Below are 20,432 nucleotides of genomic sequence, written 5' to 3' on the forward strand. Positions count from 1 at the left end.
TTTATCCCGTTAAGGGCTTATACTAGCTTATAAGCCCTTAACTTCATTGCTATTTTATTGTGGGATACATTTAACCGCGTGGCTAACTTCCTTGTTGTTGGATAATGTGGATATAATTCTTTTAGCAAATTCTTTTCAAATTCAGCTTGGGCTGTTGCCCAATCTTGTACATGTAACAATTCACCATGCACGGCTAAATCTTGTTTACCAAAGAGTACCTGTTGAATATGCGAAACATCTATATCTTCTCCGTCAGAAAGAGCAACAAGCCTAAAAATAGTATTTTCCAACTGTCTGATATTGCCAGGCCAAGGAAAACAGCGTAGTTGCTCACGCCCAGCAGGTACAATATCTACGTTCACTTGGTTTACTTGTTGTGAGGCAAGTTGTAAAAAGTAATTAACGAGTAAATCAATATCTGTCTTTCTTTGCGCTAGTGACGGTAGTTCTATTTTTAGTACATTAAGGCGATAAAATAAGTCTTCGCGAAATTGCCCCTGCGCTATCAATTCTTCAAAGTCTTGGTGACTTGCACTAATAATCTTTACATCTGCTTTATATTCTTTGGTGCCACCTACTTTACGATAACGAAAGTCTTGTAAAAATCGCAGCAGCTTAGCTTGCAAATATGACGACATTTCAGCTATTTCATCAAGAAAAAGTGTACCGCCATTGGCAAGTTCAAAAAGTCCTGGCTTGCCTCCTTTACTTGCGCCAGTAAAAGCACCTGCGGTATAGCCAAAAAGCTCACTTTCAAGTAACTGTTCAGGGATTGCCGCACAATTAATGGTTAAAAACGGTTTATCTTTTCGAGGCCCAAGTTGGTGCAACGCTTGCGCAACCAACTCTTTACCAGTGCCCGTTTTACCAACTACTAATACAGGTAACTCTAATCGAGCAAAGCGAACAATCTGCGATTTAACCAAACGAATTTGTTCAGATTCACCTATCATCGCTTGCAACGCGTTATCTTTAGAGGCTTGCACCAAAGATAACTGACGCCCCACCTTTTCAACTGACTTTAAATAGATCACCGCACCAGTTACATTATCAGCACTCAATACAGGGTTTATATCGGCAATAAACGGTTCACCTAAAAAAGAGACCGTCATACTAAACTCATGAGATTGCAACAAAACGGCTAACGACGTATCAATAAAATCAGCGATATTACTATGTACTAAATCAACTTGATGCTTTTTCGCAATACCTTTAGCCGCTTGATTACACGCTAAAATCATCCCTGAATCACTAATATCTATAATAGGATCTGAGATTTTCGCCAATAATGCCTGCACATGTTTTTCTCGAGTTTCTGAGGGCATTTCATTAATCACGACGCAATTATTAATACCATTAATTGGCATTAATAATTGCTCTACTCTATCTAGATTCGCCTCACTGGCATCAATATGCACAAAGGTATTTTGGCTTTGAACCTCAATACTTTTAACGTTCCAGTCATGTGATGCAAACGTTGCTAAAATTTCTTGACTAATACCTACTCTATCCGCAGATTCAATACAAATTTTCATGTAATAATTTAATTACTAAGTAATACTATTATGACATCAGTTTAGCACTTGTATTTCAAGAGATTATTTATTTTACTATTCAAAATTCTTCAATACCCACAACTTTGTAATAAAAACATTACAATCAAGGTTATCTCAACAACGCCAAATCAACTTAACCAATTGTTTTTATGCACTATTTTATTTATGGCTTAGAACTTGTTTAAACACAGATTACAGCACTATATTCCGATAACACATGAGAGAACAATGATTAAAAGCAAATTTATCGAAACACAAGTAGTACATGGCGGAAAAATAAAAGACGAACAGTTTGGCTCACTCGCATCACCTTTATACCAAACCTCTACTTTTACCTTTGAAAATGCAGAACAAGGCGCTCAAAGGTTTGCTGGTGAAGCCGAAGGTTACATGTACACTCGTTTAGGTAACCCTACAACACGTGAACTCGAACAGCGCATGGCACAGCTAGAAGGTACAGAAGATGCAGCAGCAACCGCAACGGGTATGGCGGCAGTTTCAGCAGCATTACTGACAAATCTGGCTGCGGGCGACCATTTGATCGCTTCAAAAGCAATCTATGGATGTTCATATGCATTAATGAACCATATGTTGACGCGCTTTGGTATAGAAGTCAGTTTTGTTGATATGAGTAATACCGACAACATCAACAATGCAATTAAAGAGAATACTAAGCTTATTTTTCTTGAATCACCTATCAACCCAAACCTACAAGTATTAGATCTTGTTGAGATTTTAGCGATAGCAAAAGCGCACCAGCTAATTTCTGTTGTTGATAACACCTTTATGACACCCGTTCTTCAAAAACCAGTTCGCTTTGGTGCCGATATTATTGTGCACAGTGCGACAAAGTATCTAAATGGACATGGTGATGTTGTTGCAGGCATTATTTGCGGTCGTAAAGAAATGATTAACGAAATAAAGCTAACTGCATTAAAAGATATTGGTGGCACAATGAGCCCTCACGATGCTTGGCTGATAATACGAGGCCTAAAAACATTGCCGATTCGTGTTGAAAGACACTGCCAGAATGCGCAGTTAGTTGCAGAGTTTTTAGAAAGTCACCCTGCTGTTGACACCGTTTATTATCCTGGACTACCGTCTCATCAAGGTCATCAATACATAGGTAATCAAATGAAAGCAGCTGGTGGTGTGATTGGCTTTGAACTAAAAAGTGATGTCAAAGGTGGTGCGGAATTTATTAATCGCATGCAGCTCTTCTCTATTGCGGTTAGTTTGGGCGATGCTGAATCTCTGATCCAACACCCTGCGTCTATGACACACTCACCTTATAGTGATGAAGAGCGCTTAAAAGCAGGTATTAGTGACGGGTTAATAAGGATCTCTGTAGGTTTAGAAAACGTCACTGACATTATTGAAGATTTAAAACAGTCGTTAGATCAAGTAACACTTAATACCGAAAAAGTAGCGTAGCCTGATATAAAAGCAATAATATTAAAAGAGATCGTGCACTGCGATCTCTTCATTGCAAGGATAAAAATAGTTGCAGCTACTTAACCGATACGTTAATCCAAGAAACAACCGGAGCATGGTCTGACAGCGCATTGTTTTCAATAACCTTACTGTCTAAAAGCGAAAGTGATACCTTGTTACCGCTTCGAACCGCAATAAAATCAATTTCGGGTAAAATATTTTCTTCAACATCACTCCCCAAATAAGTCGCCTTATTTTTTTGATGAAAATCAAAGCCCGCTTGTTTAAAAAGTAGCATCGTTCTTGAGCTTGCTATATCGTTAAAGTCGCCCGCCAAAATAACAGGATACTGTGTATTAAGCGCCGCCAAAAGCGCCTTTGCCTGAGCAAAACGTTGATTATCATTCGTTGGCCAATCAAAATGAACGGGCACAAAAATAAGTGGTTGCTGCGCCACATCAACGGTAAACATAGGAAAGTTTCGGGGTTCTAAGCCATTCGGTAGATTAATCGTTGATTTAGATAACACAGGGAACTTACTAAAAGCAGCAATACCATATTCGCCATCGTCATAATGCATAAACCGCTGAAAAACACTATTGAGTGCTAGCTTGTGTGCAAAAAACGATGTTTGATCAACAAGGCCCGAGCGTTTTGTTAACTTATCAACCTCTTGAATAGACAGTAAGTCAGGCTGGTGCATGTTTAGAAAAGCCGCTTGTTTAACTATACTTTTTTGCCCTACTAAATCAGTACCATGTTTTATATTGTAAGTAACGACCTTTAATGTGGTATCTGCATTAGCAGCAACGTTATGGGCTGATACCGCTGTTGGCAATATACCCAAAAAAATAAAACACATAAAATATGTGTTACCTAGAGCACTGACGCCGTTAATAAACTGCACCATTTTATTCATATTTTTCTGATCCTATGATAATTCAAGCAACTTAACATGACTGTAAGTGATTAACGTTCACCTACAGTCAGTTAATATGCTTATTACGGTAATGCGTTTAAGTCAATTTTTGGCGCAGACGTAGCAGTGCGAGTAAGCTGCGTATTATACTTTGTATTATCTGAGAAAAAGCCGGTATTTTTTAAATAAAACCCCGTTTGATTTATGCCACCTTGAAAATCAACACGTGCTTCTTTACGCGCCGTGGCATCATACGTAAACTTCGCCTCTAGCATGGGTTCCCAATCTTTATTCGATTGCTTAACCCATTGGTTACTATAGTTTGCCATACGCTCAAATTGCCCTGCACCTGGAATAAAGTTTTCTAAAAATGAATAAGGCGATTGTAAATATGTTGTCGTATGCGGCCTTCTAAAACTAGCAATAAGCTGCCATTGATTAACTACTGGATCAAAAAAGTAGGCGGTGAAATCTGTTTTATTTTCGTCAACTCTTGGTTGATAACGCGTTAAAAAACGATATGTTACACCCGTTTGCCAGTTATATTTTACATAGCTTTGGCCGCCAGAGCCTTCATTACCAAACTTACCCGTATAAACATCTTTTCCTTTTTTAAGTAACGTAGTTTTGTACTCGTCAGGAATGCTGCTCGGATCATCTGTTTTATAGGGACTCCAAATTGAAAAAAGTACTCTTCGCTCAGTTTCAGAGTTCACTTGAATACCAAAGTAGCCACCGTTGAAACCATTTGCCATATAATATGAACCTAAAGAGTCTTGTCCCTCTGGTACCGTTATTTCACTATAAAACCACTCATAGTTACCTTTTTCCTGCGGTAATTGATATTGCAAATGAACAGAGGGCCCTCTTCTTCCCCAGTAAAAGTCATCTTTCACATAGTAATTTTTCCCCGTCGTTGCTTCACCACCGATAACAAGCGCGCTGATATCAGGAAAGTACTGCCCTTGTTTGTCAACGCCAGAAATAGTCACCTTTTGATAACCTTTTTCTGTCACGCTAAATGTGCCTATCGGCACAATACGACTCTCTGTATTATCTAGCGTAATTTGCTGTTGCTGCTCGTTAATGCTTACGTTAATTGTAGCGATGTCGTTAACGATGTTTCCCTTAATTCCAAGGTTGAGCTCACCCGTTGCACCAAGATAAAAATAAGTTACAAGTTGTTGGCTACTCTCTTGCCATTGAGAAAGCCCCGTAGATGAAATTAATGTATCAGACGCTTCAATATCATCCGCAATCCAACTATTACCACCAACAGCTACTTCAATAGGCATATCTGCAGCCGTTAATGCACTTTTATATGTTGTTGTCGCTTGCATTTTTTTTGGTGACTTTGTTCCCTCACCACACCCTACAACACATATCGCCAACAAAAGTGCAGATATTATCGCAACCGAGTGTGAATGCTTTGCTTTATTTTTCATAATTTACCTTTTTAAACTAACGATACAAATTGCGAATAAAGCGCCTTGTATTGTCAGATAAAACCTCAAAAAAAAGGAAGAAGCCACTACACTTCTTCCTTTAAACCATGTTACATACATAACCTTAAGGGTTAGTACGGATACCAAACTCTACTGCTGCAGCAAAGTTATTGTCATTCTTCTCTCGAAGCGCAACAAACTTGACATAACGACCATTAGTTGCATCAAATGCTGCGATTTCCTTAGCACCAGAGCCTTTCCAAGTACCTGTAGCAACGGCGGCTCCCCAACTACTATCTGAGTCACTTACGTATACTTCATACTCAACAATTGTACCGTTACCACCACCTGCACGAGGCGTGTACTCAAATTGAACAACATCCATTGCTTCCCCTAAATCGATAATGACTTCATGCGGGAATCCAGGAATACCATTCCACGGTGTATGCCAATGATTAGCATCAAACTTACCATCAAAAGCGTGAGCTAGCTCATTGCCAGGTTGCGCACCAGAGCTTGTTGAATAGCTTAGTGTTGTATTATCAACTTTCGTTGTCATATTAACACCAACGTTAAACTCAGAGGCTGCAGCCCATGCACCATCACCACGCTCAGCTAAGGCAACAAACTTAACAAAGCGACCTGGTTTATCAGTAAAGGTAACCGTTTTCACGTCGCCACTGTCTTCCCAAGTACCTACAGCTACGGCTTCACCTAAACTTTCAGCGCTTTCACCTACGTAGATTTCGTACTCAACAATCGTACCGTTTCCACCACCAGTACGCGGTGTGTAATCAAAACGATTAACGTCGTACATTTCACCTAAGTCGATTAATACTTCGTGTGGGTACGATGGAACACCACTCCAAGGCGTATGCCAGTGACCTGCATCACCAGTTATACCATCAAAGGCAAAAGATAGTTCATGACCTTCCTGAGCACCCGACGAGCTAGAAGCGCTCAAACCAGCATTATCAAGTAAAGTTGAATTAACCGGAATATTAACGTGGTTACCATCGCCATTATCACCGCCAGCAGAACATGCGCCGCCTGCATCAGTATCGGTTTCTGTATCTTCGTCACCGCCTTCAGCAAGGGGGTCTGAGCCGTCATCAAAGCCAAATTTAATTTCAGCCGCAGAAGCCCACTCGTTTCCGCCACGCTCTTCTGTTGCAACAAATTTAACAAAACGCCCTGTAACCGCTTCAGTAAACCATTCTACTTTTTCATCGGTACTATCTTCCCACGTACCAACTATTTGAGGTTCTGCTGGATAGGTGTCTGGATCATCAGAAATATAAAGTTCATATCCGACAATCGTTCCATTCACACCACCATCTTGGCGTGGAAGATAACGAATTCGATTAACGTCATAGGTATCACCTAAATCAATAGTTATCGTGTGCGGGTAAGTTGGCGCACCATCGCCCCAGTTTGTATGCCAAATAGTCGCTTCGTTACCGTCAAATGCATTACCAAGACCATTACCTGATCCCGTAGCAGATTCAGAGCTTACAATATAGTTAGAACCACTGATCCAACCAGGTTCACCATCTTGTGTTGTTGATAAGGCTAAACATGAAACGTCGGTTCTAGCCGTTACGAGTACATAGTAAGGTGTTTCCTCTCTTACATTTACTGGTAAACGACATGACTCAATACTACTACCCGAGAAGCCAACACAATCATAGTCAGTTGTAGTTGGCATGCTACCTTCCATCACGTAAATGTCAGCATCGCCTTCATCACCAGCTAGTTTTACCGTCATCGATTTAGACGCATCTAAGCCCATAACTTGATATAACTTTGACTCACCCGCTGCGATAGCTTCAATCACTGTTGCTTCATTTCGCTCAAGTAAATGTGCTTCTGTATCAACAACAATTGTATTGTCTACTTCAATTTGTCCTTGACTTGCAGTGGCTTTAAACGTACTTGTTTTGCCGAAGATATTTTCAATTTCAAGCGTAATTTCATCATCAACATCAATAACATCAAACATCGCACTTCTTGCTTGTGGATCTGTACCTTCTGCTACGATTTTATCATTAACCCATACACGATAAGATAATTGTGGTACTTCTGTCGTAGCGAGTTGCCAGTCAATCCCCGTCGTTGAAACAGTTGATAGCGTCACATTAGTCGGCGCGTCACTTGGCGCAGCTAATAAATAAGGTCTTGCTAATTCACCTTCTGGCTCAAATGCTTCTTCGCCTTCTTCTGCTCCAGCAGTACCCCCCGTCGTCATACGATAGTAATCAGCGTTTGATGCAATATCGAAGTTATCGTTATAAGCTGCAGTTGCTTCTTCTTGAACGACATTATAATCAGCATTAGTGAAGGCCTTCCAGCCACCATCCATGCCACGCTTACGTCCATTATTAAACAATGCAGTACGTGTGTTATTACCCGTACCTAACCAATCTTCAACAAATGAACCCGTTTCCGTACTAAAAACAATCCAAGGCATTGGAAAATCCATGGTGACTAAGTGTGTCCATATGCCTGTTTCTTTATCTTGCGACCAAAAAGCAAAATGCGTATGACCGTCATCTCGTGTATGCCACACTTTAGTCGCTAAGGTATACCATCTGTCTGGCTCCCAACCTAATTGGAAGTTCCAAGATTTAAGGCCCGTACCCTCACCACCAAATAATTCAACTTGCGTACCTTCACCTTGGTATTCAGCCGTGATCGGCTCGCCGTTTGAAGGATCCCAAATTGAAAAGATAAAATTTCTGCCATCAGGATGATCTTGAATACCCGCATAGCCACCACCATCAAGGCCTGCATTCCAATTTAATACTGAATAATAAGTATAAGGTGTTAAGCCATTTGTTGGAATATACACATCTTGCATGATGGTATCGCCATTGAAATCATCACCAAAGCGCAACCACGTTGAAGGCGCTCGGTCTGTTTCACCGGGAGGTATAACTACTGGTTTTTCAACAACATTATTTGTAACTTTTTCGTCATCTGACGAACCACAACCCGCAGTAGTAGCGAGTATGATCGCCGTTGATAATATGGATAACTTGTTTTTTAAATTCATCACTTTTTCCACGCTATTTTTATAATTACAGCAAGTAATTGTTATGAAGATGAACGCATACTTGCTGGCGTTTTTGTCTCATTTATTGGAAATTAGAAACGATAATTAACACCTAAATTAAACAGGCGACCTGAACGATATAGGTAAGCTAGTTGCTCCTCATTCTCGATATAGGCATAACCGCGTTCATTGGTTAGGTTATTCGCTGAAACATTGATATTTAGCTGCTCAGTTAGATCGTAACTTGCACTAAAATCTAACTGCCCGTAATCGGCTTGCCATCTAACACCGCCCCAGTCTTCTTCATTTGTTAAATATTTATCGCGCCAGTTATAGGCAAAACGTGCTTGAATTTTGTCTTTCTCATAGTAGATAACTGCGTTATAAGAATGCTTAGACATGCCTCTGAATGGCAAGTCACGTTCACGAAAATCGAACTCTTCATGATCTTCATCAACTTGGTCATAACCAGAGTCAACAACGGTATAGTTTAATTGAATACCTAAGCCATCAAATGGCGCCGGTAAAATATCGGTAAATGATTGCTGATAGGCAATTTCAATACCCTTAATCTTACCACCTGCATCACTGTTAATATGTGATTCTACAGTGAATTCTTCACCATCAATATCGATAGTACCGTTTCTACCATACGTAGAAAAAGTTTCGATATCTTTAACATAAAATGCGGTCGTTAATGCACCGTACTCAGAAAAGTACCACTCTAAAGCAAGGTCACCTTGTGTTGCGCGCAAAGGCTCTAAGCCAGGATTAGATGCGTGATATTCACGATCATTAATGTTAACGTAACTCCACGCTTTTAAATTGCCAATGCTAGGACGCGTAATTACTTTTGACGCAGCTGCACGGAAAACCAGCTCATCGGTTAGGTTTAACTTAAAGTTAAAACTTGGTAATACATCTTGATAAGAATCTTCAAACTCAACAACTTCTTGATAATTTTCAACATCTTTCAAAAATTTTATAATTTCGGGGTTATCATTATCTGCTGCCACAAAGTTAACTAATGCAGGGTTTAAAGAGAAACCGCTACTCGTTACTTTCGTTTCAATTGCACGTACACCCAAATTTAATACGTATGGATAATCATATATTTCATCTTCAATGTTTATCGCAAGATAAAGCGCACTAGTTTGCTCAGATACATCGTATGAATCGTTTGGACGAGGTGTTGCTTTAATTAACTGGTTTGCAGCTTCAGGGCTAATACTTTCATAAAAAGAGAAGAGTTTATCGTAATCAAACATTGGCCAAGGTGTTGGGTGTTTACCTGGCTCGCCACTCATAAAGTTGTCAAAGTTTCCTGCAATAACCGCATCACTTGGCAGTCTAAACAAGTCAAAACCATTGATTTCTTCCGCTGCAGAAAAATCAATATCCCACTCATCATACTCTGTTGAATCTAAGATAGTACCGGCATTTGAAAAAGCACTCGCATTTTTAGAAGCATTAACAGCAGTCGTTTTTGTTTGCTTACCAATGTTAATACCAAAATCAACAGACGCTATCCAATGAATATTCGGGATCCATTTACCGTCAATACGAAATTCACTTACTCTATCTTTAACACCAGTACCACTGTTGTAACTATAGTGAGCACCGAAAGGCGAACTTGAATCTAAATTTGGAGAAACTGTCACGTCAGGTAACAAGTTATTTGTTGATGCGTCAATTGAAACTTCTTCAACAAATCCACGTGCTACAATGTATCGATTGTGGCCATTATTTTCATTTTCAGATTGAGAATGAGATAAATCGAAATTCAAAGACAATGCATCAGTAATATTCCACTTACTGTTAACACCAACTTGAAACGTTTCTGTAATTCTTGGGCGTGATACATTTAACAGCTCGGCCATTGCGCCACTGTTAAACATGGTCATTTTATTCACTAAACCATTATCAGCGAAACCTACATCTTTAACACCTGGAATGCCTGGCGTCCAACTTTCATCATAGGTTACAAAAGAAATTTGTGACTCTGTACCATTGGTTTCATATGAAGAATAAATACTATCAAAGTTAACTTCCACATCATCATTTGGTAACCATTGCAGTGCTAAACTTCCGCCAATACGTTCACGTGTATCTTGTTTGTTACCGTAACGAACATAACCTGGAATAATTGAACCCCATTCATTATCGACATATTGATCAAATTCACCGTTACCATCAACATCTTGACGTATGGTAAGATCAGGATCTGTTACTGAGTTATAAAAACCTTGCCCTTCGTAGCTATCAATACGCAAGGTTCTTTCAGAATATACTGCGGTAAATAAGGCACCAAACTTTCCGTCATCAAAGGTATTACTAACTAAAAATGAGGCTTGAGGAGTCGTATCTTTTGTTCTGTCTTCATAAATACCTTTTGCAGAGGCTGACAGCGTAAAGCCGTCAAAGTCAAGCGGTCGACGGGTTTTAATATTAATAACAGAACCAATACCACCTTCTTGCGTTTGCGCTACCGAAGATTTGTAAACTTCAACACCACCGAGTAATTCAGCGGCAATGAGATCATAGTTAAAGTCTCGGCTACTATGCTCTGATGCCATACGACGGCCATTAATTGTTGTAACGTTGTAGTCACCACCTAGGCCGCGAACAGTAACGTTCTGGCCTTCACCCGCATTACGTGTAATGGTGATACCGGTAATACGTTGCAAAGCCTCCGCGACATTTTGATCTGGAAATTTGCCAATATCTTCAGCAACAATTGCATCAACAACTTGAATTGAGTTTTGTTTGATGAAAAGCGACTCTTTAATACTGCTTCTCATACCGCGAACTTCAATAACCTCAGTTTCGCTTTCTTGCTCTGTTGCCTCTTTCTTTGTTGCTGTCGTTTGCTCTGTTTCCTGTGCTACCGCACACGCACTACTGACTCCAAGAATGGAACCAATAAGTAGGCTCAGGTATTTTTTCTGGTGATTTACCATGCTGTACCCTCTCTTATCTCTCATGTTTAGTTTTAGTTATTATTTGTTTTAATTTCACTCGCACTATATTTATACCCAATGAAACTAACAAATCAACATTTAAAAGCAATAAAAACTTTCGATAAGACTTTCAAAAAAGACAAAGACAACAGAAAAATACTAATATAACCAAATCAAAACAAAAACTTACAGTTTCGAAAGTGCTTTTGGTATTATTCACACTTGAAAGCTTGCGAAAGAAGGATAAGATATATACATAACGAAATAAGATAAAATTCATTATGAACACCATTGAAAGACGACACGATATCGTGCAACAAACCCTTAAGTTAGGCAAAGTACATGTAAGTGCTTTAGCGAAAAGCTATCAGGTTTCAGAAGTTACAATACGCGGTGACTTGAATTATCTCGATATGAAAAACTTAGTACGGCGTACGCGAGGTGGCGCAATGGCAAGCAGTACCGTGCCGAAAGAATTATCGATAAATGAAAAGCATTGTGCGCAAATTGATATTAAACGAAAGCTCGCCATATTAGCCCATAAACAAGTCCAAGAAGGCGATGCTATCATTCTAGATTCAGGTTCTACTATTGCTGAATTAGCAAACTGTTTACACGATTTTGAGCGCCTCGTCGTCATGACCAACGGCTTAAATGTCGCACAAAACCTCATTGATGCACCCGGTGTTGAAGTGTTAATGACTGGCGGTGTGTTAAGAAAAACATCGTTGTCTTTTTATGGTCGACAAGCAGAAGACAGTTTAGAAAGGTATCATTTTGACAAAGCCTTCATGGGGGTTGACGGCATTGATTTTAATTCTGGTATTACAACCCATTTTGAATACGAAGCCATGATGAACCGTTTAATGCGTAGAGTCGCTAAAGAAGTTATTACCGTTGCCGATTCTTCTAAGTTTAACCGCTCAGGTGTTCATAAAATATGCGGTCTAGCAGAAATAGACGTGTTAATAACTGATGCTGGCATTCCAGACGCCTTTGCCCAAGCATTAGAGCGCAATGGTGTGAATTTAATTATTCAAACCTAACCTTTACCTGTTGCCGGTAATAGCTTTCATTGGTTGATGTTGGCTGATACCGGCTTTTTTCGAAGCGAGTTATATTTATTAATGCCTACTGTGTAAACGCTTGTTCATCGTTAACCTGACAGGCATTCACAGGTTGAGGTTGATTGTTTCTATCAACAAGCCAACACTCGTCGTAAATAGAACAATAACAAAGCTCAATATTAATCAACTTATCTGCCTTGACCAACGCGTGCGCATTATCACCATTATAAGACACAGGCGTAATACTCTTCGTTGGCGATAAAGTACGATTACTTATGTGAGATTGTCTAATATTATTGAAAGGCTCAATATCTTTCCATTTTTTAACATATGTTGTGCCATGTTGAACCTTTGCATACTTTATAAGTGCTGGACCCGTACCATTATTGGTAACGCCATAACTAAAAGAATCACCGTTAAAGCTTCTAAATATTTCTAGCCTGGGCCAAACCGATGCCCGTGCATATTCTCGATCAACATATGCCGAATAAATTGACGTAAACGCCGTAACCAGACCAATTAATAACGCAGAAAGCGCGACTATCATTTCAGGGTTTTTATACCACTTTTCACTATCCATTAAATACGGTTCCTTGACTGGTAGTAAAGCTTAAAAAAAACAAGTAATTAGCATTATTAAATAACTTTATCTTTTTGCAGCCCTACTTTCAAATGCGTTGTTAGCACTGCTTAGCCACATGCTAAATGCATTTTTAAAAGTGTGCCACTACACTGATAAAGCCCCCTTTAATGCTAGCATCACTCGTTAAATTTTCATCGTTGTTAAACGCCATTTTCACCGCGCGATAGCCAATAGCGACGTTAAAATCCACCACTTGGCTATTAATTAAGTTATACATAATACCAACGTTATAGTCAGAAATTGTATGGTGACTTTTCAGTAAAAAGTCACCTTGGGCGAATAAACTTACTCCCGTTACTGGTAATCCTACATTAGTAGCAATGTATAGCATTGGCTCAATGTCGTTGGTGTTTATTCTATGATTAACATTATCGTAATAGGTAAAGGTATAAGGAGTGCCAAATATATCATGCCAATTATCCACTCTCGTTGAGTTTTCAGTAATAGCAATAGCTCCGCCAAAATCCCGAGCCGTAACGCCTAAATCTAATGAAAAGGCTCGATTGTCGAATAATTCATAATAGAAAGTGTAATCAACGTATCTGACATTAAAACGGGTATCAATGTCAGTATCTACGATGGATTCATGAACAATACCAGACGCTTCATCTGTGTAACTGGACGCTTGTGTTACGTTGAGTTTACTGCTGGTATCATATGTGGTGTGAGAAACTCGAAAATTAGGTAACATAGGAAAAGGATGCTCAATAGCAACAAAAAAACTACGTTGTTCTTCTTTTTTCAAATCAAAGTCAGTCGTTGTAGTTTCATTGCCAAACTCACCGTTGACCTTTCCTTGCCAAATTTGGCCACCTACATATAAGCCAACAGAGTCTGCTTGTACGTGACTCACTAATATTAATAAAAAAACTGCTACTAACGCTTTTTTAATCATCTTATTACAATCCTTGTATAGGTAAATAACCTAGTAAATGAGTGCATGTACTGCGAAAGCATGTTTTTCTCGTTTCTTTAATCGACCAAAACTTCAGTCGTTGGGTTTTCATGGCATCTAAACATTAATTCAATATCATCACGTAACACACGGCTTTCTGAAAGCTCTGGCAAATTATCTCGTTCAAAAAAATCTATTTCAGAAATCTCAATATTTGTTAACGGCTGCCCTGATTCAAAGGTACATAGAAAAAACAACTTATAAATATGCTGTGGGTATTTAGGTACATAAGGGTGAATATCGCGATCTTTAATCGCCACTAATGTCGGGTTGGTTACGTTAAAGCCAGACTCCTCGTATACTTCACGAACAATACCTTGAGAAGGTGTTTCACACACATCTGCCCATCCCCCGGGAAGTGTCCAACGATTATCCTGTCGCTCTCTAACGAGCAAAATTTTATTGTTTTTAATAACACCAGCACGTAAATCAACTTTCGGCGTTGGATACCCCGTTTCAGGAATAAACAAATTCTCTGCTTTAGGCACGGGTGTATCAGCTAACTGTGCCAACATTTGATGAGATATACTGGCAAGTTCGTCAAACCTTTCGATATCAAATTTATCTTTAGAGTATGCTTTTCCTGTTTGACTAATGGCCTGAAGCCGCTTTACCCAGCTAACCCATTGATTCATCAATTTCTCCAAATGTGTTCCCCTTTATTCGAGGATGATAATACCGACCTAAAGTTAAGCAACAAAGCGAAATTGAACAAGCAGTTAGCATCTCGGCCTTTAATGCGTTTATTATTTCATTTAGTACAACGTTAGATCCTGTCATTATTGGGATGAAAGCCTGATATGTCTTTCTAGTTAATGTTCATTCATGTTTAGGCAACATCCATAATACGGCGTTCTGAACAACATCAATGATAATTCCCCTATCATAGTAATAGCTATACTTTTCATCGCTATTATTCAACTAAACATGACTCTATTACGCTGACAACCTTTTTACAACATAAATACAATAATCAAATAAACATTTGAAAACAAAACGTTAGCAATATAGTAACTAATTTCTATTTTTAACGCCTTGCTGTTTAACAGGAACTTTTTTACTTCTTAATCGTGTTTGATAAATGTAAGCAGTTCATCAGTACATAGTTTTTAGATAACCATTTGTTATTTTTACACACTCTTTAACCGTTGGAGTATATTTCGATATTACCCAACATTATGACTAATTCGGATCATTTAGCGTCAACAATGAGCAAGGATCGGCCTCAAAGTAAAAGGAAAAAAACAATGAGAGAATTAAACGTAAATGAAATTCAAAAAGTAAATGGTGGAAATAAAAAGCTATTTTGGAAAGCGTTAAAATGGGTGGCGGCTAATATCGGCAGCCCTGCGCCTAACCGGTATACGGGGGGATTTCACGGTTAAAGATATTGTAATGTCATTATGACTTCTTAAATATTTAGAAGTCATATTTTTATTCGAGCTTGTAGTTTATCCAATTTTTCAAAGGATACATTTAAACAAAAGGAAAACATAATGCGCCGCCATGAAAAAACAGAGGATTTACTCAAGGCGAGTTCAACATACAGTGATGACAAAGCAGATAAACCCAGTATTTTAGGGGCGCTTTACATAACCTTTTTAGTACTAATTGGTACTCTGTTTATGCAGTTTGTTTTTTTAATACCACTTTTAATTAATGGTATGTTAACGCTCGATATGTTTAATCTGCCACCAAGTGAATTTAGTGAAACCTTAGGTATTAAGGGGGAAGCCTTTATTTTACTAGCTGAATTAATCGCGTTAATAATTTGTATAAAAATAGCTTTTCACATTCAAAAAATTCCATTTAGCATAATTGGTTTTAAGCTAAATGGTTATAAAACGGATGCAGTGTTAGGCGCTTTGGCAGGAATAATTATAATTACAATATGTTTCTTTCTATTAGTCAGCACTGGCTATATCTCATATACTGTTCAATCGTTTAGCCTTGTACCTTGGGTAGCGAGCTGTTCACTCTTTTTATTAGTAGCTGTTTCAGAAGAAATACTATGCAGAGGTTTTATTCAAGGTCTGTTGATGAGAGCAACAACACCTTATTTAGCGCTATTCATTTCATCTGTAATATTTATGGCACTTCATTTAGGAAATGTTAATTGGACATTAATTTCACTCATTAACCTATTTCTAGCAGGCGTTACCTTTGGGCTTTATTATTTATATACGAGAAATTTGTGGTTTCCTATTACGCTCCATTTTACTTGGAATCTTTTTCAAGGCACCGTTTTTGGTTTCGAAGTTAGCGGTCATAAAATGGCAAGTTGGCTAGCGATCGTTCGAACAGAAAACTCACTCATCACAGGTGGTAAGTTTGGTCTAGAAGGTTCAATTTTAGTGACGGCTTTAGAGATACTGTTGATTGTACTGATCCAATTAAAGTTTACTTCAAGTAAATCCACGTCAAATGAACGTAAACTTATTAACTTATCACCCAAAGCGTTACGTTAGCTCTATTCATTTTGCTTTCTTATACATTCACGTATGTGCCTATACTGACGTTCTTACAAGCTTAGACTAAATAACTATAGAATCTTAAATGCACAAAATTGTTATTTAATTGGCTAAGTGATGTTGGCTATTAAAGTAATAAGAGCCGAATCATAATATTTACGTTTATGATGAAAATCTTCAGAACGTAAATATTCTATATGCGTTTTTAACTGTCCAATAACAACATTCTCCCACTCTTTTTCATTGGTATGAGCAAGGATTTCTTCCAGTGAATACAACATATGCGCAATAAAAAGCTCATACTGAACAAATTTACCTGTTCGCTTTAATTGTTCAATGTTTGGTGTAATAAAATCTGGCCGATTAATTGCGTCGGCTAAATATTCTCGATATAAACCTTTTGCTATCCCCTCTCGATGTAGTTCTTTACTTGTCTTGATCTGAATATATGTTAGCGGTATTCCTACAATAGCAAATGCCGCAGCAAACCCCGTTGCAAAGCCTCCAACAACTGTCGAAAGTGCTACCAAATTATTTACTTCTAGCATAAAAAAACCTTTTAGTATTGTTTGTTAGTTTTTGAATTAATTAAAAATAATTCATCGTATAGTTAATTAATCCATTAAGAACATCAGATGTAATTGAGATATAAAGTGATAATAACCTTTTATCGCTGCATATATAGATCTCCAGTTCAATTCAGCATGTATAACTACTGCATAAGAGGCTGATGATAACTTATTGCTAATAATATATAGTGCAACTGAACCGAATCAAGTTTCAGGCATTCTCTTCACAGTGGTTTTGTTACCTTACCCCAGGCCTTATCTGAGATGTAACTATATCTCCGACAGTGTTACGACTATGAAATCTAAGCAAGTCTTGAAAGTTGAATTCAGATACCTCAAGTGTATTCTCACTCAACCAAGTTACTTTATATACCAGTTCATTAGGGTGTCCATCTAGTACAACTAAAACATCCTTATCTTCAGGAGTATTTATACGATTAACCGAAATCTGAGTTTCGTAATTGGTTGTCGCACCACAATTGATCACATTAACCACAGCCTCAATATCGTTGTTAGGTGATAAAAAGACTTCATATTGCTCTGTTCCGCACCAGTCATCGGTAATGTTCCATAACAAAACAATTGGAACTAAGATAAGCGCCATCCCCCAAAATATTGTGGCACCTGCATTCCATAAAATGGTTAAAATTTTTCTCATTTGCTTCCTTCCTTATGACTAGCCAAGCGAAACCTAGCAAGTATAAGATGGCCTGACATTTTTAACAGTTGGTAGCTTTTATTACACTGAGCTCTCATAGGCTTTTAATAACCATGCAACAACTTCATTATCAACGTCAGATATCTCTTTTAGCTGTATTCTGTGAGTACACATGGTACCAAATGGCCCAGAACTCTCTAAGCGCCCCTGAACTTCTATACCTTTAAGTTTTAATCCCAAATCGATCCTTGTTTTAGTTGCTGGTTTAACTAAGGCAAATTGCTTTTTTCTAATTAAACTGACACTTCCTTTCTTGGGAGTGATCACAATATCATCCCCGAAACTGTCGACTGTAAAAAGTATCTTTTCATAAATAGGTTTGAGTAATTCTTTACCACTATATTGATTTACAACCAAATCTTCAGGTGAATCACTTTCTTTGGACAGAGCAACTATTGTATTTGCAAATCCATGTGTCACACCATATTCAGTCTTTAAGAACTTTACAGCTACAGAGTGTTTTTCAAAGTTTTTTTTGTTTAATATTTCAAGCCATTCGTCTAGCTTTTTACCTGTTTTCTCAGGCATATTCTCAATCATTGTTTGTAGTGGTTTATCCATATACTTCACCATTTAATTCAAAACATAGCCACGATAACGCCCCACAAAGTGTTAGCTTTTAATTTCGAGGGTTTACATGAACAAACATAACATACCTTTTTATCGGACTTAATACACATAAAAAGCATCAGCTATGGCTAAGCTTCCAAAGGCGTTAGGCTAGCTGTTAACGAAAGTTAATTGAGCACGAACATAGACTAAACCACGAAGCTAGAGAGAAATTATTGGCTTCATTCAATGTGCTAATCATTTATTGATAACAATTGATCGTTCTAAAATAAATAGGCAGGACTTGGTGTTTTTACTTCACATGGGGAGTCATAACAACGCTTTGTTAAGAGGCGCTAGCTAAAAATACGAGCGTAACACTAGGCAACATCTTGATCAGTTCTTGATCCAATACAGAAACGCCAAGTAAATCATACCCGCTATCAGCTTCTCCATCTGGTGCTAATATTCGGGTTATGTGAAAGAAACACTGACTGTTTTTACAATGTATCAAACTGTTTTCATCTAATTTAATTTTGTCTGAAATGGCGACAAAAAAGGCCTCATAATGAGACCTTAATTCTTTTTCGCTATTTAGTGTATTACGACTAAGTAACAATGCCTAAAGGCTTACCTGTTTTCCAAGCGCCGCGAGTAAAGTCAGGAATAGTTTTACTATTACTTCTGTCTGCTACAGAATCCATACTAAGCGGGAATACTGAAGACCAAGCAGCTGCATCATATACATCTTGATCTAATGGTTCACCATTACGCAAACACGAAACAATGCGATGTGTCATAATAAAGTCCATACCACCATGCCCTGCACCCTTTGCAGCATCACCTAATCGTTTCCATAACGGATGCTCGTACGCTTGATACCATTTTTCCATATCAGTATCCCAAGAGTGGTAATTTTGATGATAAGGTTTGTAACCTTTCTTACCATTTGCTTTCCATAATGCTAGGGCTTCTTCATGCTGTTGATCGTAAATCGCTTTAATTTTATCAGGAATGTTTTCCAATGCGATACGATTCGGGAAGCCAGCAAATACACCGTTGGTACCCTGAATTAAGTTATGACGGCTATATGGACGTGGCGTTGTAGTATCATGTTGAACCATGATACTGCGGCCTTTAACCGTTTTAATAATACTGGTGTTCATATCGCCAGCTATATACTTCATTTTATTACGTGCATGATCTGCTGGAAATTCACGTTGTGCGTATTGTTGACGCCCCATCGCTGGTGAACTCATAGATGTAATATAATCTAAACGGTCACCACGGTTAATATTCATATACTGAGCGACAGGGCCTAAACCATGTGTTGGATACAAGTTACCGTTGTGCATGGCATGACGCTGTGTACGCCAAGAGCCTGTTTTACGGTCAATTTCTTTCATTTGCCAACGCAACTCATGAATATAAGCCGCTTCACCGTGTAACAAATCACCAAATAAGCCTTGGCGAACCATATTTAATGCCATTAACTCATCACGACCGTAGTTAACATTTTCAAGCATCATACAGTTTTTCTGAGTACGCTCTGCTGTATCCACCAATTGCCAACATTCTTCGATTGTTGTTGCTGCTGGAACTTCGATCAATGCGTGTTTACCACTTTCCATGGCATCTACTGCCATAGGCGCATGCCACTTCCAAGGGGTAGAAATAATAACAACATCAATATCTTGTCGTTCTAGCATCTTTTTATAGGCTAAATCTGACCCTGTATATTTTTCTGGTGCAGGAAAGCCTTGTTTAACGACATGTCCAATGGCTTTATCAAGTGACTGCTGATCGGTATCACAAATCGCTTTAACCTCTACGCCTTCCATTTTAATGAAGTTTTTTACATGGTAATCACCACCGCGTACACCTACACCAATAAATCCGACTCTTACCACATCCATTTTTGGCACAACTAACCCCATAACACTGGGCCCTTGCTGTTTAAAAAGTGGAGAACCTGTATTTTGTGCACTCGTAGCACAACCGGCAACAACGCCAGCTGCTGCGGTTGCCGCAGCTGACTTTAAAAATTTACGACGACCAAGATCAGACATGTGTTTTTCCTTTATTTCTTAT

General features: G+C 38.5%; 17 protein-coding genes. 4 read left to right on the top strand and 13 right to left on the bottom strand.

Going from position 1 to position 20,432, the window contains the following annotated elements:
* Positions 1-17 precede the first annotated feature (17 nt).
* Positions 18-1,535 (bottom strand): sigma 54-interacting transcriptional regulator, encoded by a 1,518-nt coding sequence (locus QUE09_RS10610; protein WP_286232734.1) that lies wholly within the window; start codon positions 1,533-1,535, stop codon positions 18-20.
* A 249-nt stretch (positions 1,536-1,784) separates the two neighbouring features.
* On the opposite strand from QUE09_RS10610, the gene megL reads away from it, so the two are divergent.
* Positions 1,785-2,990, top strand: coding sequence for a methionine gamma-lyase (gene megL, locus QUE09_RS10615; protein WP_286232735.1), 1,206 nt, complete (start codon positions 1,785-1,787; stop codon positions 2,988-2,990).
* A gap of 76 nt (positions 2,991-3,066) precedes the next feature.
* Here the strand turns inward: megL and QUE09_RS10620 are convergent, their stop codons facing one another.
* The 4 genes from QUE09_RS10620 to QUE09_RS10635 form a co-directional block, all read right to left on the bottom strand.
* Positions 3,067-3,909, bottom strand: a complete 843-nt coding sequence (locus QUE09_RS10620) for an endonuclease/exonuclease/phosphatase family protein (RefSeq protein ID WP_286232736.1) — start codon at positions 3,907-3,909, stop codon at positions 3,067-3,069.
* Positions 3,910-3,992: 83 nt separating this feature from the next.
* The gene (locus QUE09_RS10625) at positions 3,993-5,354 is read right to left on the bottom strand and encodes a DUF3472 domain-containing protein (RefSeq protein WP_286232737.1); all 1,362 of its coding nucleotides are present in this window, start codon (positions 5,352-5,354) and stop codon (positions 3,993-3,995) included.
* A 124-nt stretch (positions 5,355-5,478) separates the two neighbouring features.
* Positions 5,479-8,409 carry a discoidin domain-containing protein gene (locus QUE09_RS10630; protein ID WP_286232738.1) on the bottom strand — a complete coding sequence of 977 codons (2,931 nt, stop codon included), beginning with the start codon at positions 8,407-8,409 and terminating at the stop codon, positions 5,479-5,481.
* A 92-nt stretch (positions 8,410-8,501) separates the two neighbouring features.
* On the bottom strand, positions 8,502-11,369 hold the full coding sequence (locus QUE09_RS10635; protein WP_286232739.1) for a TonB-dependent receptor: 2,868 nt from the start codon (positions 11,367-11,369) through the stop codon (positions 8,502-8,504).
* A gap of 281 nt (positions 11,370-11,650) precedes the next feature.
* On the opposite strand from QUE09_RS10635, the gene agaR reads away from it, so the two are divergent.
* Positions 11,651-12,415: a transcriptional repressor AgaR gene (agaR, locus tag QUE09_RS10640; protein WP_286232740.1), complete on the top strand. Its 765-nt coding sequence runs from the start codon at positions 11,651-11,653 to the stop codon at positions 12,413-12,415.
* 85 nt (positions 12,416-12,500) lie between these two features.
* On the opposite strand, the gene QUE09_RS10645 is transcribed toward agaR, so the two are convergent.
* From QUE09_RS10645 to QUE09_RS10655, 3 genes are all read right to left on the bottom strand, one after another.
* Entirely contained in the window at positions 12,501-13,016 is a 516-nt protein-coding gene (locus tag QUE09_RS10645) for a hypothetical protein (RefSeq protein ID WP_286232741.1), read from the bottom strand.
* Positions 13,017-13,149: 133 nt separating this feature from the next.
* Entirely contained in the window at positions 13,150-13,974 is an 825-nt protein-coding gene (locus QUE09_RS10650) for a TIGR04219 family outer membrane beta-barrel protein (RefSeq protein WP_286232742.1), read from the bottom strand.
* 77 nt (positions 13,975-14,051) lie between these two features.
* Positions 14,052-14,669 carry an NUDIX hydrolase gene (locus tag QUE09_RS10655; protein ID WP_286232743.1) on the bottom strand — a complete coding sequence of 206 codons (618 nt, stop codon included), beginning with the start codon at positions 14,667-14,669 and terminating at the stop codon, positions 14,052-14,054.
* Between the two features lie 612 nt (positions 14,670-15,281).
* Between QUE09_RS10655 and QUE09_RS10660 the strand changes: the two genes are divergently transcribed.
* Positions 15,282-15,419 (top strand): hypothetical protein, encoded by a 138-nt coding sequence (locus tag QUE09_RS10660; protein ID WP_286232745.1) that lies wholly within the window; start codon positions 15,282-15,284, stop codon positions 15,417-15,419.
* 111 nt (positions 15,420-15,530) lie between these two features.
* On the top strand, positions 15,531-16,502 hold the full coding sequence (locus tag QUE09_RS10665) for a CPBP family intramembrane glutamic endopeptidase (RefSeq protein ID WP_286232746.1): 972 nt from the start codon (positions 15,531-15,533) through the stop codon (positions 16,500-16,502).
* Positions 16,503-16,615: 113 nt separating this feature from the next.
* Here QUE09_RS10665 and QUE09_RS10670 read toward each other — a convergent pair whose 3' ends face one another.
* The 5 genes from QUE09_RS10670 to QUE09_RS10690 form a co-directional block, all read right to left on the bottom strand.
* Complete coding sequence (locus tag QUE09_RS10670; protein WP_286232747.1) at positions 16,616-17,053, bottom strand: hypothetical protein; 438 nt, start codon at positions 17,051-17,053, stop codon at positions 16,616-16,618.
* Between the two features lie 259 nt (positions 17,054-17,312).
* Complete coding sequence (locus QUE09_RS10675) at positions 17,313-17,732, bottom strand: hypothetical protein (RefSeq protein ID WP_286232748.1); 420 nt, start codon at positions 17,730-17,732, stop codon at positions 17,313-17,315.
* A gap of 81 nt (positions 17,733-17,813) precedes the next feature.
* Positions 17,814-18,353, bottom strand: a complete 540-nt coding sequence (locus QUE09_RS10680; protein ID WP_286232749.1) for a DUF4287 domain-containing protein — start codon at positions 18,351-18,353, stop codon at positions 17,814-17,816.
* Between the two features lie 334 nt (positions 18,354-18,687).
* The gene (locus QUE09_RS10685) at positions 18,688-18,960 is read right to left on the bottom strand and encodes a hypothetical protein (protein ID WP_286232750.1); all 273 of its coding nucleotides are present in this window, start codon (positions 18,958-18,960) and stop codon (positions 18,688-18,690) included.
* Complete coding sequence (locus QUE09_RS10690) at positions 18,950-20,278, bottom strand: Gfo/Idh/MocA family protein (RefSeq protein ID WP_434017549.1); 1,329 nt, start codon at positions 20,276-20,278, stop codon at positions 18,950-18,952. The genes QUE09_RS10685 and QUE09_RS10690 overlap by 11 nt, the downstream gene beginning before the upstream one ends.
* Positions 20,279-20,432: the final 154 nt, after the last annotated feature.

It is taken from the genome of Thalassotalea sediminis, from assembly GCF_030295915.1.
Classification (GTDB): Bacteria; Pseudomonadota; Gammaproteobacteria; order Enterobacterales; family Alteromonadaceae; genus Thalassotalea_C; species Thalassotalea_C sediminis.

What these genes read in the sequence shown, in the direction of transcription:
- QUE09_RS10610 (WP_286232734.1), bottom strand. Translation starts at nt 1,535, where the DNA reads ATGAAAATTTGTATTGAATCTGCGGATAGAGTAGGTATTAGTCAAGAA.
- megL (WP_286232735.1), top strand. Translation starts at nt 1,785, where the DNA reads ATGATTAAAAGCAAATTTATCGAAACACAAGTAGTACATGGCGGAAAA.
- QUE09_RS10620 (WP_286232736.1), bottom strand. Translation starts at nt 3,909, where the DNA reads ATGAATAAAATGGTGCAGTTTATTAACGGCGTCAGTGCTCTAGGTAAC.
- QUE09_RS10625 (WP_286232737.1), bottom strand. Translation starts at nt 5,354, where the DNA reads ATGAAAAATAAAGCAAAGCATTCACACTCGGTTGCGATAATATCTGCA.
- QUE09_RS10630 (WP_286232738.1), bottom strand. Translation starts at nt 8,409, where the DNA reads ATGAATTTAAAAAACAAGTTATCCATATTATCAACGGCGATCATACTC.
- QUE09_RS10635 (WP_286232739.1), bottom strand. Translation starts at nt 11,369, where the DNA reads ATGGTAAATCACCAGAAAAAATACCTGAGCCTACTTATTGGTTCCATT.
- agaR (WP_286232740.1), top strand. Translation starts at nt 11,651, where the DNA reads ATGAACACCATTGAAAGACGACACGATATCGTGCAACAAACCCTTAAG.
- QUE09_RS10645 (WP_286232741.1), bottom strand. Translation starts at nt 13,016, where the DNA reads ATGGATAGTGAAAAGTGGTATAAAAACCCTGAAATGATAGTCGCGCTT.
- QUE09_RS10650 (WP_286232742.1), bottom strand. Translation starts at nt 13,974, where the DNA reads ATGATTAAAAAAGCGTTAGTAGCAGTTTTTTTATTAATATTAGTGAGT.
- QUE09_RS10655 (WP_286232743.1), bottom strand. Translation starts at nt 14,669, where the DNA reads ATGAATCAATGGGTTAGCTGGGTAAAGCGGCTTCAGGCCATTAGTCAA.
- QUE09_RS10660 (WP_286232745.1), top strand. Translation starts at nt 15,282, where the DNA reads ATGAGAGAATTAAACGTAAATGAAATTCAAAAAGTAAATGGTGGAAAT.
- QUE09_RS10665 (WP_286232746.1), top strand. Translation starts at nt 15,531, where the DNA reads ATGCGCCGCCATGAAAAAACAGAGGATTTACTCAAGGCGAGTTCAACA.
- QUE09_RS10670 (WP_286232747.1), bottom strand. Translation starts at nt 17,053, where the DNA reads ATGCTAGAAGTAAATAATTTGGTAGCACTTTCGACAGTTGTTGGAGGC.
- QUE09_RS10675 (WP_286232748.1), bottom strand. Translation starts at nt 17,732, where the DNA reads ATGAGAAAAATTTTAACCATTTTATGGAATGCAGGTGCCACAATATTT.
- QUE09_RS10680 (WP_286232749.1), bottom strand. Translation starts at nt 18,353, where the DNA reads ATGGATAAACCACTACAAACAATGATTGAGAATATGCCTGAGAAAACA.
- QUE09_RS10690 (WP_434017549.1), bottom strand. Translation starts at nt 20,278, where the DNA reads ATGGGGTTAGTTGTGCCAAAAATGGATGTGGTAAGAGTCGGATTTATT.